The organism is Ignavibacteriota bacterium (assembly GCA_016212665.1).
Taxonomy (GTDB): Bacteria; Bacteroidota; Ignavibacteria; order UBA10030; family SZUA-254; genus FW602-bin19.
In genome coordinates this window covers 19003-34782 of sequence record JACREZ010000032.1, presented here as the reverse complement: position 1 = coordinate 34782, position 15780 = coordinate 19003, and the positions used below count along the sequence as shown (strand labels likewise).

Here is a 15780-nt window from a genome sequence, read left to right as displayed (position 1 = left end):
CATTTCTTATCTGTACTTCCTCAAAAATTCCAATCGGTCTTTCAACTTTTCCACAGGCACCAACAACTTGTCTTTTCCGAAAATTGCTTCTTCCTGACTGTGAAATGTTAGTTCATATTCCTGACTCATGACGATTGCTTCTTCAGGACAAACTTCTTCACAGAAGCCGCAGAAGATGCAACGAAGCATGTTGATTTCAAACTTAACAGGATAACGCTCTTTCCAGTATTCAGATTCGGATGCCTGAACTTCGATTGCCAGAGCAGGGCAAACGCGTGCGCATAATCCACACGCGACACATCGCTCTACATCATTTTGTTCGACAAGTACGGGGCGACCACGGAAGGAAGCAGGCGGATTCCATCGCTCTTCAGGATATTGCCGCGTAAATTTTGGTCGGAAAACCTGTGCGAGCGTAAGTTTGATTCCCTTCAGAATTTCTGTCAGGTAAATCTTCTGCCAGAAGTTTAAATCTTTTTTGTGGATGATTTTTAATTGTCCGTTTGATTTCATATCGAGTTCACTTTCAATCCAAAGAGCATTAATTGATGAGCAACATAACTAAGCCGGTCAACAAAATATTGAGAACAGAGAGCGGCAGCATAACTTTCCAACCGAGATTCATCAATTGGTCGTAACGGAATCGTGGGATTGTCCATCGAATAATGATAAAGAAAACAATAACCAACAAGGTCTTCATGCAGAATGATAGCACCTGAAATACGCTCAACCAAAACGCAGGTAGACCAAAGTTCTCGGCGTAAGGAATTTGCCAACCGCCAAGGAAGAGAGTTGTAGTTAACGCGCTTGAGGTTAGCATGTTTGCATATTCTGAAAGATAAAACAATCCGAACTTTAAGCCTGTGTATTCTGTGTGATAGCCCGCGACGAGTTCTTGCTCCGCTTCCGGTAAATCGAAAGGTGTTCTGTTTGTCTCGGCAAATGCCGCAACAACGAACGTAATGAATCCTATCGGTTGAAGAATGAGATTCCATTTCCATCCCGATTGAGCAAGAACAATTTTATCAAGTTCAACGCTTCCGGCAATCATCACCACGCCGATGATTGAGAGTCCCATCGAAAGTTCATAACTAATCATTTGTGCCGATGAACGTAAGCCACCCAGCAACGAATATTTATTGTTTGATGACCAACCGCTTAATGTCAGTCCATATACTCCGAGCGAGGCAAACGCAAGGATGTACAAAACTCCGATATTCACACTTGCAATCTGCAATTTGATTTGCTGACCAAATAGTTCAATCGTATTTCCGAAAGGAACGACAGCGAACGTGACAAGCGCAGCAAAGATGGAAATCATCGGGGCAAGGTCGTGAATGAAGCGATTTGCCTGCGCGGGGACGATGTCTTCTTTCATCACAAGTTTTACAACATCGGCAAGCGGTTGAAGAACACCTTGCCAGCCGACTCGATTCGGACCGATACGATTTTGAATTCCGGCGGCTAATCTTCGTTCGAGAAGAACGACATACGCTACCGTTGTTAAGAAAGTAACAAGAACAACTGCAATTTTGATGAGAACGATAAGGATATCCATGTTATGCAGTCACCTTTGCTGTGCTATTAATTGTTTGCTTATGGCTCGTAGAGTTTATTTTCATCCCGCGTGTGCCGAGTTTAAGGTACGACATTCCTTTGAATACTTCGAGGGTGTTTGCCATTTCATTGAACACTTCTTCTGCAGAGTTGTATTTCCATTTTGCGCCGAGCGCGCCTGCAATCCGCGAACAAACTCTCCAGACAGCTCGTGCATCCCGTTTCGAACCTTGTGTCCATCGGTCATTTTGCGCGCCGAATTTATCAAGTCGGCTCATCGCAAATCCATCGAGCGAGCGTTCTTGTTCAAGCACGGAAACTGCCGGGCGGATACGTTGAATATGACCTTGAAAATTAATGTACGTTCCGTTTTTCTCGGCATACGTTGCATTAGAAAATATAATATCGGCAAATTTCACAGTCTCATTTTCAATTGAGGCATGAACGATAAACAAATCTAACTTAGAAAGGACAGCCGACATTCTCGGTTCATACGCAATGTGTTCATCAAGTGAATAGAGCGCTTTGATTGTACCGTCGTTGATGCCTCGAATAATATTTTCTAAATTCAAAGAATTATTCTCAGGATGAACTCCGACAGTTTTCGCTCCGAGACTGTTCGGTGTTTTATCAGAACGTACAAGCAAATCATCTTCATCTCCTTCAATCACATGAGGCATGAAATCAATGTTTGTAATGCCGAGGTGTTTCATCAATTTGACAAACGCATAATTATCTTCGTTCGTGGCGAACGGAGAACCGAGCGCGGCAATTTCATTTTTCTTGTAATGCCGGAGTTCTGAAACAACTTTTGCAACCGCTTCATCCCAGCCGACATCAACAAGTTGTCCGTCTTTCCGAATCATCGGAGCGCTGATTCGCTTTTCCGAGTTCACCCATTTGAACGTGTTGAGTCGTCCGTTGTCGCACATCCAGTAATCATTCACCTCGGGATTGAAGCGGGGCGTGAGACGGAGGATTTCGTTGTTGCGAACCCACACTTTCGTGTTACAACCGCGTGAACATCCGACACAAACTGAATCGGTCGAAGATAATTCCCACACACGCGCTTTGAAACGAAAATCTCTGCTCGTGAGGGCACCAACCGGACACAAATCAATCACATTCATCGAATAGGCATTATCGAGTTTCACATCAGGAAAAGTTGTGAGTTCAACATGGTCGCCGCGCTGTGTGAAGGTGAGTTGCGGTGTCTTCACAATTTCATCGCAGAAACGAATGCACCGTGAACACATGATACAACGTTCTGTATCAAGCATAACATTTGGTCCGAGTTCAACTCGTTTCGGTTTTCTGACTTTGTTAAACTCGAAACGGCTTTCGCCAACGCTGTATTTATACGCGTAGTCTTGAAGTTTACATTCTCCTGCTTCATCGCAAATTGGGCAATCAAGCGGATGGTTGATGAGGAGGAATTCCATCACTGCTTCCTGCGCGTTCACAACTTTTGGAGATTTCGTGTTGACGACCATTCCGTCTGCAACCGGTGTTGAACATGCAATTGCAAGTTTCGGCATGAAGTCAATGACACGTTCGTTCTTTTCATTCTGCACAAACGTACCGTCTTTGTTGCGGCGCGGGTTTCCGACATCAACCAAACACATACGGCAATTTCCTGCCACAGATAATTTCGGATGCCAGCAGAAATGCGGAATCGTAATTCCGTTCTCCTTCGCCGCCTGAATGATTGTTAATTTCGGGTCAACTTCGTATTGAGTTCCATCAATTGTAATGAGAGCCATGTTTCTTTGTCAATAATAAAATCAAACCTGTGCAAGTTGAAACGAGTGTTCCAATTTTTTACCATAGTTGAGATGAAAGTTTTTCAACTTCTCAACAAATTCCTTAATCTCATCTTTCGGTGGAAGAAAAGTAGTTCGGAAATGAAGCGTTCCGGGGAGTTGTCCGAAGCCGGAGCCCGGCACAACACATATTCCGGTTTCCTCCAACAGCGTCATGCAATAATCGGAATCACGACTTGCTTCGTACGACAATCGTTCTTCTTTCGAAAGTGTTTGAAGGTCAACACTCGGGTCTTCCGGTAATTCAAACTTCACAAACGCGTACATCGCACCTTGAGGCGTGTCGAGTTTCATTCCCGGAATCTGATTGATTTTTACTCCGAGAATTTCCGCCTTTGTTTTCAATTCGTTAAGGATGCCGTCACGTTCACAAATGTATGTTTCATAACTTTCGTCGTCGGGTTGCGGGGGAGAGACCATCATAAATGTTGCAATCTGTCCGACTGCGTTCGCGCATAAACTGATAGATTGAAACTTCACCAACTCAGCCATGACATCAGACGGAATATTCCGGAATTCCGTATAGCCGCCGCGGTGACCGCACTCGCCAAGAAATCCTTTCGAGATGGAATGGAAACTGAAGAGCGATACTTCCGTCTCCTTCATTTCATACATCACTTTTGCAAACGAATGGAATTTCGCTTTTGTATCGTACACATTCTCCTGATAGACTTCATCGGCAAGAATCGAAAGGTTGTTTCGCTTCGCAAATGAAATTACCATTTGAATATTCTCTTTTGAAAGAATCGCGCCCGTCGGATTTCCCGGATTGATGACAGCAATTGCAACTGGATTGATTCCTTCTGAATGCGCCTTAGCAATACTTTTATTCAATTCAGATTCGTTCAGTTGCCAGTTGTTCTCTTCATCAAGAAAATATGGGATTTGCTTGCCGCCGTAGAGAGTAATACTCGCACTGTAAAGCGGATATTGCGGGACAGGAATCATAAACCCGTCGTTCGGTGATTTCAGCAACGACATCAACGCCGCCTGCACACCCTTGCTTGCACCGTCGGTGAGAATAATGTTGTCTTTGTTTGTCGGAATTCCATCCCGTTTGTTGATAAAATCTGCTACAGCTTGTTTGATGAACGGAATGCCTGCACTTTGAGTATAAGCTCCCGTTCCGTGCGGATATTTGTTGAGAAATTGTTTTGCCCGCTCGACTATATCTTTCGGATAGAGTTGAAGCGTTTCAGGACTTTCCATCAAACGAGGATACTCAAGTAAACTCAGCATTTGCCGGATGTAGGAGAGAGGTTTCTGTTTCAGCGCTTGCGGGTTCCCGATGTTACAGTAAATTATCTTTCGTCCTTGTTCTTCAAGTTGCTGTGCGCGAATAACAATCGGTCCGCGAACAGCATACTCGGCACTTAACAAGTTCGGATTTAATGACTGTTTTGTAATCATACAATGGGTAACCGTCAGGCAGTACCGTTTTTCGGTTTCAAAGTTATGGTTGAAAACGTATCGAGACGGAATAACTGTTGAGCAACTTCTAATATCTGTTCTTGAGTTACCGAATCAATTCTTCTGACAATCTCATCGAGTGGTATATACTCGCCGACGTATAATTCGCCGCTTCCGAGCCGCATCATTCTGTTCGATGTGTTTTCAAGACTCAACATCATTGAGCCCTTCAGTTGTGCTTTTGTTCGTTTCAACTCAGCGCTCGTTACAGTCTTCGTTGCAAGTTTGTCCAATTCTCTTTTGATGAGGTCAATTGCTTTGTCAACTTTCTCAGCATCCGTTCCGATGTACACGCCGAAGTTTCCGGCATCGCTCAGGAAATTTGCAAACGAATAGACCGTGTAAGCCATTCCATGTTTCTCGCGCAATGTTTGAAACAATCTCGAACTCATTCCTTCACCGAGCAATGTGTTCAGCACAAGAAGGGGGTACCGTTGTTTATGCTTCATGCTGAAACCTTGCGTTCCCAAACAAACATGCGCCTGTGTAATCGGTTTTTCGTATGTACGTGTTTCGCTCTTCTGTTTTGATAGCCGGTTGGAACTTGGTTTTTCTTTTTTGTTGGGTTGATGTTGAAAGAGCGCTTCTACCATTTTTAACAACGTTTCATGCTCAAAGTTACCTGCCGCCGCAACGACCATCTTCGATGGAACATAATGCGAGTGCAGGTAGCCGAATAATGTATCGGGGGAAAAGTTCATGATGTTTTCCGGCGTACCGATGATGGGCATTCCAAGCGGATGTTTTCCGTAAAGACTTTGGTCGAAGTAATCATATATCAATTCGTCGGGACTGTCCTCAAGATTCTTGATTTCTTCCAGTACAACAAGTTTTTCCTTCTCCATTTCTTTTTTATTGAAGATAGGAAATTGAGACATGTCGGCGAGAACATCTATCGCTAACGGAAGATGTTCGTCAAGGATTCGGGCGTAGTAGCAGGTGTGCTCTTTCGTTGTGAAGGCGTTGAGATACCCGCCGACTTTTTCCAAACTTTGTGCAATCTCATGAACTTTGTACCGCTTTGTTCCCTTGAACACCATGTGTTCAACGAAATGGGAGATGCCGTTGTTCACCGTGTTCTCGTTGCGCGAACCTACATCAACCCAAACGCCTATCGAAACCGAGCGAACGTGCGGAATCTTCTCGGTTACAACTCTGATTCCGTTCGGTAAAATAGTTTTCTTGTACATGGGATTTTGAGGAACAACGGTTGTGAGTCCTTCCGTAATAGGAAGTTTATTCATTGAGATTGATATGCTTCGTTTTTAATGATGTTTGTTTTGATTTGCGGCAAAATATATCAAAAACGAGGGTGGGAAACAAAAACGATTTCGGATTGGGGATTGCTGATTTCGGATAGCAATATTTCTTCTGTTCCTGAAACTTGTTCCATCGTTTCAAACCTTAAAACCCAAAACTCAAAACGATAGTTCAATACTTCACATCGTACGCGAACGTAAAAAACTCCCGGTCTTCATGCGTATGAATTCTAACAACACCCGCACGAACGAGACGAACAAGCAAGCGTGATGCACGCCTGTCGCTTACATTGATGAGTCTGCCATATTCACGCACTGTGATTCGTTGATGTTCTTCAAGATATTTGAACAAACGACGTTCATTTTCCCCGATGCCAAGTTTTAATGGTGGCGCGTCGGGTTGTTCTGCCTGAAGAATCTTCACCGTTTCCCTGCTTGCCATCATCGTGTTATCGTTCACACGAATATAAACACGAGTGTTTTCACCGTTCTTTTTCAATGAGTCATCATTATTATGACTCTCACCAAGAAAGAAGTGAGGTTTGGTTTTGCTCTCTTCAATCTGACAAACAATGACATCTTTTCTCCCGAACGAAATAATTTCAATCTTCGGATGAATCTCCGGGTCGGAGAAATCACGCCCCGCCATCTCAATCAAATCAATTTCCGATTTCTCACTCTCCACGCCGACAATTGAGCCATTATCATCAACACCAAAGAGAATCGTTCCGCCTTTAGTATTGGCAAATGAAATTATCGTCCGAGCTATTTTCTCCGGAGAAGAAATCCGTCGCTTAAATTCAATCCGAAATCCTTCGCCTTCTTCAATAAGTTCATGTACGGTTTTATAGTTCACAACAAAATTATAATAGTCGGTAGGACAGACATTCCTGTCTGTCTCTATCAGTTGTTTTGATTATATATCGGCAGACAAGAATGTCTGCCCTACTGATTGTTGTTCTTTGGTAAAAACTGAGTCACTTATTCAAATAACTCTGCAACATCACTGCCGCCGCCATCGCATCAATCATCTCTTTTGATTGCCGTTGTTTTTTCTTCACATTCATCTCACGCAACGTCTGATGCACCTGCTTCGTCGAGAATCGTTCGTCCCACCGGACAATTTCAATGGTAAATTGACTCAACACATCAGCAATAAACTTCTCCACTTCTTCCGCTTTCTGTCCTTTTTCTCCTTTCAGATTGTACGGCATACCGACAACAATGGTCTTTACCTGAAATTCTTCCAACAGTTTTTCAAATTCTTTCTTCACATCAGACGAAGCAAGAATGTACTTCAATGGTCGCGCAATAATATTCAACGGGTCGCTGATGGCGATACCAATACGTTTGCTCCCGTAATCAATTCCCAAACACCTTTGCATGTTCAAGGAGTATTTCCGACCGGCTGAGAAATAAATTCTTTGAGAAGTTTCCCCGGTTTGAAATGCGTCTTTCTTCGTTTCGGGACGAACACAATCTCACCCGATTTCGGATTACGCGCTTTTGGTTTTGGCTTTGTTACTTTCACTTCAAAAATTCCGAAGTCCCGAAGTTCAATCCGGCATTCGGGTTGTGCTTGCATCATAACATCACGCAGAGCATTGAGAACATGGTCAACCCATGGTGCGGCGATGGTCGCTCGTTTGTTCGTCGTTTGGGCAACTCGAAGAACAACATCATGTTTTGTAAATGTAGGGGAGATGTGGTTTTTACTTTTCATGTTTTTTCAGTGATTCAGAATATCGTTCCGCAGTCGAAACACCTTTAATTTTTCTCAATCGTTCTGTCAGGCGATTGAGATGTTCTTTGTCTTTCACATAGACAAGAATGTATCCTTCAAACAGTCTGTCTTGTGTATCAATATTTACCCCGCGGATATTTGTGTTTTGATACGTCGAAATAGAATGGGTAATATCGTTCAACATTCCGGTTCTGTCCTCTCCGGTAATTCGTATCGCGGCAGAAAATTCTGTTCCTTCAATTTGGGGCCAGGAAACTTCGATGATTCTGTTTTTGTCCGTCAGCATCAGTTCCTGAATATTTCTGCACGTTGCCCGATGGACTTTAATCCCATCCCCTTGAGATACATATCCGATAATCGGGTCGCCCGGAATCGGATTACAGCATTTCGCATAACTATGAAGGAACGAATCCTGTGAACCGCGAAGGGAAATTCCGCCGGTTACTTTTCGTGCGGTTTGAATAAATCTGTCAATAAATCCGGACGGAGCTTCCTCTTCTTTCTTTTCTTCGGGCTGAATATGCTTGACCTGTAAATTTATTGTATTGATTGCGCTGTCGGCATCAATCTCTCCCTTGTGAATTTTCAAATAGAAATCTCGCAACGTCGTGACGCCAAACGACGAAAGATATTTCACAATATCCTCCTCGTTCAAATGCACCTTCTGTTTCTTCAATCGTTTTTCTAATTGCTCACGTCCGTCGTTCAATGCTTTTCGTTCTTCATCTTTGAACCAACGTCGGATGTGCGTTTTCGCTTTATGAGTGATTGCAATTTGTTCCCAATCCATATTGGGCGTTTGCTTCTTCGATGTAAGAATTTCAACCTGGTCGCCGCTTTGAAGCGTTGTATCAAGCGTAACAATTTTCCCGTTCACCTTTGCGCCGATGCAATGGAACCCCACATTCGAGTGAACTGCAAACGCAAAGTCAATCGGTGTAGCATTCACGGGAAGTGTTTTCAAATCTCCTTTCGGCGTGAAAACATAAATCTCATCCTGATAGAGTGTGAGTTTGAAACTCTCCATCAATTGTTCGACGCTCACTTGGTCTCCATGCTCGAACAAATCCCGAACCCACTGTACCCAATGTTCTAATTCCTCATCAACCTGCGCGATGTTTTCTTTATACTTCCAATGGGCGGCGACGCCTTTCTCGGCGATCTCGTGCATCTCCCGCGTGCGGATTTGAACTTCAATCATTCTCCCGTCCGGTCCGACGACAGTTGTATGAAGTGACTGATACCCATTCTTTTTCGGAACAGAGACATAATTTTTGAATCGCTCCGAATTGGGAGTGTACGCCGAGGAGACAATTCCATACACTAAGAAGCAATCGTTTTCGTTTTCCGATTCAATAATTATTCGGATAGCAAACAAGTCATAGATTTCCTCAAACGGTTTACCGCGAGAAAGCATTTTATTATGAATGCTGTACGGATGTTTCGGTCGTCCTTCAATTTCGTATTTGAATCCTGCTTCATCCAACCGGACTCGTAATGGTTTGATAAATTCTTTGATGTACCCATCGAGGTCTTTTTTCGTCGCCTTTAATTTCCGAACAATCTCTTCGTACTCGGAAGGATGTAAATATTTGAAAGCCGCATCTTCCAACTCCCATTTTACTTTTGCCAAGCCGAATCTATGAGCGAACGGGGCGTAAATATCAAGCGTCTCTTTGGCGATGCGAGGGCGTTTCTCCTGTTTGACATGTTCCAACGTTCGCATGTTGTGCAATCGGTCGGCAAACTTTATCAACATGACACGAATATCTGTCACCATCGAAAGCAATAACTTCCGGTAACTCTCTGCCTGAGTTACCTGATGGTCGCGGGTTACATCGGTAATCTTTGTTGTTCCATCAACAATGTTAGCAATAGTGGCGCCGAACTCTGCCTTAATATCTTTTATCTCGCGTGTTGTATCTTCAACAACATCGTGGAGTAAAGCACACGCGACTGAAACATCATCAAGCGGAAACTCCTGCGCAACGACTTTAGCAACTGCATACGGATGCTCGAAAAACGGTTCTCCCGAATCGCGCACCATACCCTCATGTGCAACATAACTAAACTCATACGCGTGTCGGATTAATTCCTCGTTCACCGAGCGAAGATTTGTTTTACACAATTCGAGAAGTTCATCCAACTTCTGACGTTTATAAACACCGCTTTTCATTGATTGATATTTTTCATTCTATTGGAATATAACTCAGCGCAGGGTGAATGTCAACTCTCAACAAAAAACCCCGAACCAGATTCGGGGTTAAAAAACAGACAGCCGCCAACAGTAAACAGGAAACAGTAAACAGGAAACTACTATTCTCCTGTCCCAAAAATCCTATCTCCCGCATCTCCAAGACCGGGAAGAATATATCCCTTATCATTCAGTTGCCTATCAAGCGAGCAAGCATAAATAAAAACATCAGGATGCGCTTTGGAAAGTTTCTTTACGCCTTCAGGAGCCGCAACAAGAGAAACGAATTTAATCTTCTTCGCCCCTTTATTTTTCAGGAATGTTACCGCCGCCGCCGCGCTTCCTCCGGTTGCAAGCATCGGGTCAAGAATTAGCACGAGCGCTTTCTCAAGATTCTTCGGAAGTTTCAGATAATAATCTACCGGCTTCAATGTTTCCTCATCGCGGAACAAACCGATATGACCGACACGAGCATCCGGCAGTACTTCAACAAAGCCGCCGACAAGTCCGAGCCCTGCACGAAGAATCGGCACAAGCACCACAGGACTTTCAACAATGTGTCCCGCAGTTTTCTCCAATGGCGTAGCGACTTCAATTTCCTTCAGTTGCATATCCCGCGTGACTTCATACGCCATCAGCGCCGCAATCCTTCGAAGGATTGACCTGAACTGATTGCTCGGGGTTTTCTTATCCCTTAGTTTTGTTAAATCCCGTTTTACTAACGGGTGATTGATGATGTGGAGGTTTTTCATATTCAAAAGTTATTGTGTTGTAATTAATAATGGTACAAGATAAATCTGATTCCAATCCCGTAGGGATGAAATAATTATAGAAAACATCAAAAATATATATCAAACCCCAACAGGTTGATATAATTTACCGGCTAATGTACTCAACTGAGTTTCAAAAATCAAACAACAAAATGTATTCACATTCATTCACAGCGAAGGGACGGACTCGTTGCTCCTTCCCTTTGGATTCTTTCCTTAATAATTCTATTTTTATTCCATGATTCACCGACAAAAATGTTCTTCTTCATTGTATTCAATACTTTTACCTGTACTTTTCTTTTTCTTCACGGCAAAGGTCTATCCGTGGGGCTCTACAGGTCATCGCATCATCAATCAAAAAGCGTCGAAACATTTACCTTCAAGCATGGCGACCTTAAAAGCAGATAGTTCGTTTTATGCTTCACATGCTTCGGATGCGGATGGAAGAAAAAATTATTCCGACACATCTTTCTTTGCAGAAGCGCAACGCCATTACATTGATATTGATGAGTATCCGAACTTTCAACAACTTCCGCACAATCTTGATTCTGTCATTATGCTTTATGGAAGGGCGACAGTGCGTAACATAGGAACGTTACCTTGGGCAACAGTGCTTGTCCTTGATTCTCTCACTGCGCAATTTGCACGCGGAGATATGACAAGTGCGAAACAAACAATGTCTGACCTCGGCCATTATGTCGGCGATGCGCATCAGCCGCTTCACTGTACACAGAATTATGATGGTCAACTTACTGGCAACAACGGAATTCACTCTCGTTATGAATCAAGCATGATAACTTCAAACCAATCATCTCTTGTTATTCTCCTTGATTCTGCCCGATACATCAGTTCTCCGCTCGATTATATTTTTGAATATATCTATCATTCTAATTCCTACACCGATTCAATTATGGCGGCGGATAATTATGCAAAATCTGTTTCAGGTTGGAACGGGAGCGGGAATCCTCCGACTGCATATTACACTGCTTTGTGGGCAAGAACCCAAACGTACACGAAAGACCAATTCCAACGCGCCACTGTTGCGCTTTCTTCTCTCTGGTACACTGCGTGGGTAAATGCACAGCCCGAACCGCCTCCGGTTCAACATGCAATACAAGCATCTGTTTCAGGGAACGGAAGCATTGTTCCGGCAGGAACGGTGCAAGTAATTGAAGGAAGAGATACAACGTTCACGGTTTCACCATCTACCGGCTATCATCTTGATAGTATTGTGGTGGATGGAGTGAATCAGGGAGTTGTGTTAACATATTCGTTCACCAATGTTCTGAATGCTCATACAATTGTTGCCTATTTTTCCATCAATATATATTCAATCACTGCAACCGCCGATTCAAACGGGACGATAACACCCTCCGGTACGATGACGCTTCCCTTCGGAAGCACTCAAACATTCAGCATTACGCCGAACACAGGTTACCATGTGAGTAGTTTGCTTGTTGATGGTACTTCAGTAGCCACTGATACTTCATATTCATTTCCGAACATATCGTCCAATCATACACTCCATGCGATGTTTGCAATCAATACATACACGATTGCAACTAACTCCAATGCACATGGAACAATTACCCCGTCCGGAGTTCTTCCTCTCAATTACGGAGAGAGCATTTCGTTTACATTCACTCCCGATTCCGGGTACTATGTTGATAGTATCTTTGTGGATGGAATCTCTATTGATTCAACAGAAGGTTACACGTTTACGAATGTGACGGCACACCACACACTGACAGTAAAGTTCTCTAATGCCTACTATACTTCATTTAGCGTGAAGGAAAAATGGAACATTATTTCGGTTCCTGTGAAGATGGAGAACTACGCAACCTCAGTTCTTTTCCCGACTGCCTCATCGAGCGCATTCAAATTCTCGAACGGATATGCGCAGAGCGATACGCTTCGATATGGAGAGGGCTATTGGTTGAAATTCGAGAGCGAGCAATCCATTCAACTCAAAGGGGAACTACGGACGTTGGAGACAATTGCCGTTCATGAAGGATGGAATCTGCTCGGTTCCTTAAGCGCTCCGGTTGATGTTGCGACGATTTCATCAATCCCTGAAGGAATTATTTCATCCCCAATCTTCGGATATAATAACGGATATACCCCAGCAACTCATATTGAGCCGGGGAAGGGATATTGGGTAAAGGTAAGCCAAAGCGGACAACTCATACTTTCTACCGTGTCGGCAAAGGAGTAACAATTTCAACAATAATAGGGAGGCAATAGTGAATTTGAAGCATTCTTCTGCTTCGTTTTATAGAAATGTTCAACAATTCCGTATATCTTTCCATTGAATATCTCTATAGTTGACTGAATAATACGGCGATATATACGCCTAAAAGATTTTATCACAAAAATAATAGCATTTCTTTCGGTGTTTTTGTATCTTTATTCCGGTTTTTCATAGAGTTTATTCAAAATATTTAATACTTAAATCGTGTTGCCAAATGACATTTCGGCAACACGCTCATTATAAATACAGGCAGAATTTTTTATGGATGAGTTAACAGAGAAATTCACGGATGGGACATTAACTATTTGGATTGTAGATGACCAGCGTGATGTTCATACTTCAATTAAAAATACAATCGAAGATGCAAACTGGAACGTCAGTTTGCAATCATTTTCTTCTTGCGAAGATGCAATCAAGCATCTTCAACAAGGCGTTGTTCCCGATATTATTCTTCAGGACATAAGTATCCCGGGAAAGATGAGCGGTATTCACGCGCTCGAAATCTACAAACAAAAAATTCCCGATACGAAGATTATCATGTTCACGATTCACGAAGATGATTTCAATGTCCTGGAATCAATCAGAAGAGGAGCGAAAGGATATTTTGCAAAGTCTTCTCCGAATGTGAGGGTTATTCAAACTATCAAAGATGCGCTCGAAGGATTAGTGCCGATAGACCCGCATGTTGCCGGGAATATTTTGAAATATCTTTCTATGTCAACAGACGTACACAGAGAATTTCAATTAACAGACCGGGAGACGGAAATATTGCAAATGCTCATCACGAAAAAAACACGTACGATGATAGCGGATGAACTTTTCATTTCTAACAATACCCTCAAAAAACATATTCAACATATCTACGATAAACTTCAGGTTCATAACAGGGCGGAAGCGATAGTAGTTGCCCTCAAGATGAAAAAATAGTTACAAATATTTTTTCACTTTTTTTAAAAAATCACCCTCAGGGGTGATTCGCCGCATTATTTTTTTTCCTACCTTCACGAAGTCAATAAAATGTTGTACTTCGTTCCAAGTATTTTGTAATGATAGTTCCGAGAGATTCTTCAAATTTTCTCTGAAATTCAGACTGATTTCCGACAAATTATCAAAAAAATGTAGCATGGTGCCTTGGAATTTTTTCAGTACTTGTTCTCACACTCCGAACGCGGAGTGTCAAACCTCCCATTCTCAAGCATGAGTATGGAACGAGATGTACAAAAAGGATTTCTTCTCAAAGAAAAGGTATTTACACCTGAAATAAAGAGATTATTTCCGAAAAAAAAGGTATTTACAGCCAAAGAAAAGATATTTATTGCCAAAGAAAAGGTATTTATTGCCAAAGAAAAGGTATTTACAGCCGAAGAAAAGGTATTTATAGCCGAAGAAAAGGTATTTATAGCCAAAGAAAAAGGATTTATACGCGAAATAATACTTTTTATTTGCATGTAAAGAGAAAAAATACGCGAATTCTTGGAATAAATATTTGAAATTGACTTAAAATTGAAGGTTTGTATGATATTAACTGATAAGTACTTGCTTCATGCAGAACTGAGTCTGACAAAAAGTTTTACATATAGTTAATTCATCAATAAACATGTAAGTAAAAAATATGACATTAAAATATATCCAAAAAACATATAACCGACGCTCTCAACAAATGAACGGAATTGAAAAAAATGTTGACCGTTGGAACGGGCAACCCGATACGGTTGACTCCGTGAAAGCCGATTTGACTGCATTAGAAAACGCCGATAATGAAATTGCAAACCTTGAACAACAATTGTTGCAACGACGCATAGCGGCACGGGAGTTATGTCAGCAAATTGAGACGAAGGCGGATGAGACAGAGTTGAGGATGAAGGGGATCCATGCGAACGAACGGGAAAAGTGGATTGAATACGGAAGCGAATTTACATCTCCCGAACGTCAAGCGAGTGTTCAACCTTCCATGCCTCTTACGCTCACCATTAAAGATGATTTAGACGCACAGGGTTTCATCATAGCATTAGAGCGAAAAGATGAGAATGGTGAATATTATTTGTTTGAAAAAGGAATGTCCGCCGATACGAAGGCGACAGCTCCAACCTCCTGGCAACCCTTAGCAGAAATTCCGCGCATCTCAACAATAGATGATAATGTAGAGCCCGGTGTGCGGTACTTCTATCGGGTCCGTGCCTCGAATAATAAAGGAAAAGGACCGTACTCGAATGTCGTGAGCAGGGTGCAGTGATGAAACTTACATCTTTATTCTCAAAGAGCTATCATGAGTTTTGCATCGGAGGAACAGCATGTTTCGAAATCAATATCACTAAAAAAATAAAAACCATCATCAATTATTATACGATTAGGTTGTGAGAGAACGCGTTCTACATTACAGTTTTGAGGACGATCCAATATATGGGATTGTTGAAGACAAGAGTAAATATGCTAACAACGGTATTATAAACATTGCCAGTAATGCAGGGGTTGTTGCTTTGGGAGATGGAAAGGAAAAGAATTCGAGTGCATATACTTTCCCTTGACGGGATATTTATAGGAAAAAGAATTGAGGATTAAAGAAATGCTTTTTGAAAATAAAAGAATGTAAAACAACTATTAATGTTGTTGCCATGGTCCGCATCGAAGAAAAAGAAGAACGCCATTAAATGGTTCATGACATCAAACAAAGCAAATAATTTTATCAAACGTTAGAAAATAAATTTATTTCAA

14 protein-coding genes are annotated in these 15780 nt (G+C 42.2%); 4 read left to right on the top strand and 10 right to left on the bottom strand.

Going from position 1 to position 15780, the window contains the following annotated elements; genetic code table 11:
• Positions 1 to 6 precede the first annotated feature (6 nt).
• The 10 genes from HY960_10710 to upp form a co-directional block, all read right to left on the bottom strand.
• Positions 7 to 513 (bottom strand): NADH-quinone oxidoreductase subunit I, encoded by a 507-nt coding sequence (locus HY960_10710; protein MBI5216212.1) that lies wholly within the window; start codon positions 511 to 513, stop codon positions 7 to 9.
• Between the two features lie 28 nt (positions 514 to 541).
• Positions 542 to 1558, bottom strand: coding sequence for an NADH-quinone oxidoreductase subunit NuoH (nuoH, locus tag HY960_10705; protein MBI5216211.1), 1017 nt, complete (start codon positions 1556 to 1558; stop codon positions 542 to 544).
• A 1-nt stretch (position 1559) separates the two neighbouring features.
• Complete coding sequence (locus tag HY960_10700; GenBank protein MBI5216210.1) at positions 1560 to 3320, bottom strand: molybdopterin-dependent oxidoreductase; 1761 nt, start codon at positions 3318 to 3320, stop codon at positions 1560 to 1562.
• A gap of 21 nt (positions 3321 to 3341) precedes the next feature.
• Positions 3342 to 4790, bottom strand: coding sequence for an aminotransferase class I/II-fold pyridoxal phosphate-dependent enzyme (locus tag HY960_10695; protein MBI5216209.1), 1449 nt, complete (start codon positions 4788 to 4790; stop codon positions 3342 to 3344).
• 14 nt (positions 4791 to 4804) lie between these two features.
• The gene (locus HY960_10690; protein MBI5216208.1) at positions 4805 to 6040 is read right to left on the bottom strand and encodes an insulinase family protein; all 1236 of its coding nucleotides are present in this window, start codon (positions 6038 to 6040) and stop codon (positions 4805 to 4807) included.
• 241 nt (positions 6041 to 6281) lie between these two features.
• Positions 6282 to 6965 (bottom strand): putative DNA binding domain-containing protein, encoded by a 684-nt coding sequence (locus HY960_10685; protein ID MBI5216207.1) that lies wholly within the window; start codon positions 6963 to 6965, stop codon positions 6282 to 6284.
• A 121-nt stretch (positions 6966 to 7086) separates the two neighbouring features.
• Complete coding sequence (gene ruvX, locus HY960_10680) at positions 7087 to 7494, bottom strand: Holliday junction resolvase RuvX (protein MBI5216206.1); 408 nt, start codon at positions 7492 to 7494, stop codon at positions 7087 to 7089.
• A 2-nt stretch (positions 7495 to 7496) separates the two neighbouring features.
• Positions 7497 to 7832, bottom strand: coding sequence for an integration host factor subunit beta (locus HY960_10675; GenBank protein ID MBI5216205.1), 336 nt, complete (start codon positions 7830 to 7832; stop codon positions 7497 to 7499).
• On the bottom strand, positions 7822 to 10029 hold the full coding sequence (locus HY960_10670) for a bifunctional (p)ppGpp synthetase/guanosine-3',5'-bis(diphosphate) 3'-pyrophosphohydrolase (protein MBI5216204.1): 2208 nt from the start codon (positions 10027 to 10029) through the stop codon (positions 7822 to 7824). The genes HY960_10675 and HY960_10670 overlap by 11 nt, the downstream gene beginning before the upstream one ends.
• 140 nt (positions 10030 to 10169) lie before the next feature.
• The gene (gene upp, locus HY960_10665) at positions 10170 to 10799 is read right to left on the bottom strand and encodes a uracil phosphoribosyltransferase (protein MBI5216203.1); all 630 of its coding nucleotides are present in this window, start codon (positions 10797 to 10799) and stop codon (positions 10170 to 10172) included.
• Positions 10800 to 11055: 256 nt separating this feature from the next.
• Here upp and HY960_10660 point away from each other — a divergent pair, with 256 nt between their 5' ends.
• From HY960_10660 to HY960_10645, 4 genes are all read left to right on the top strand, one after another.
• Positions 11056 to 13032: a hypothetical protein gene (locus tag HY960_10660; GenBank protein MBI5216202.1), complete on the top strand. Its 1977-nt coding sequence runs from the start codon at positions 11056 to 11058 to the stop codon at positions 13030 to 13032.
• A gap of 297 nt (positions 13033 to 13329) precedes the next feature.
• On the top strand, positions 13330 to 13995 hold the full coding sequence (locus tag HY960_10655; protein ID MBI5216201.1) for a response regulator transcription factor: 666 nt from the start codon (positions 13330 to 13332) through the stop codon (positions 13993 to 13995).
• Between the two features lie 276 nt (positions 13996 to 14271).
• On the top strand, positions 14272 to 14520 hold the full coding sequence (locus HY960_10650; protein ID MBI5216200.1) for a hypothetical protein: 249 nt from the start codon (positions 14272 to 14274) through the stop codon (positions 14518 to 14520).
• 208 nt (positions 14521 to 14728) lie between these two features.
• Entirely contained in the window at positions 14729 to 15301 is a 573-nt protein-coding gene (locus HY960_10645; GenBank protein MBI5216199.1) for a fibronectin type III domain-containing protein, read from the top strand.
• Positions 15302 to 15780: the final 479 nt, after the last annotated feature.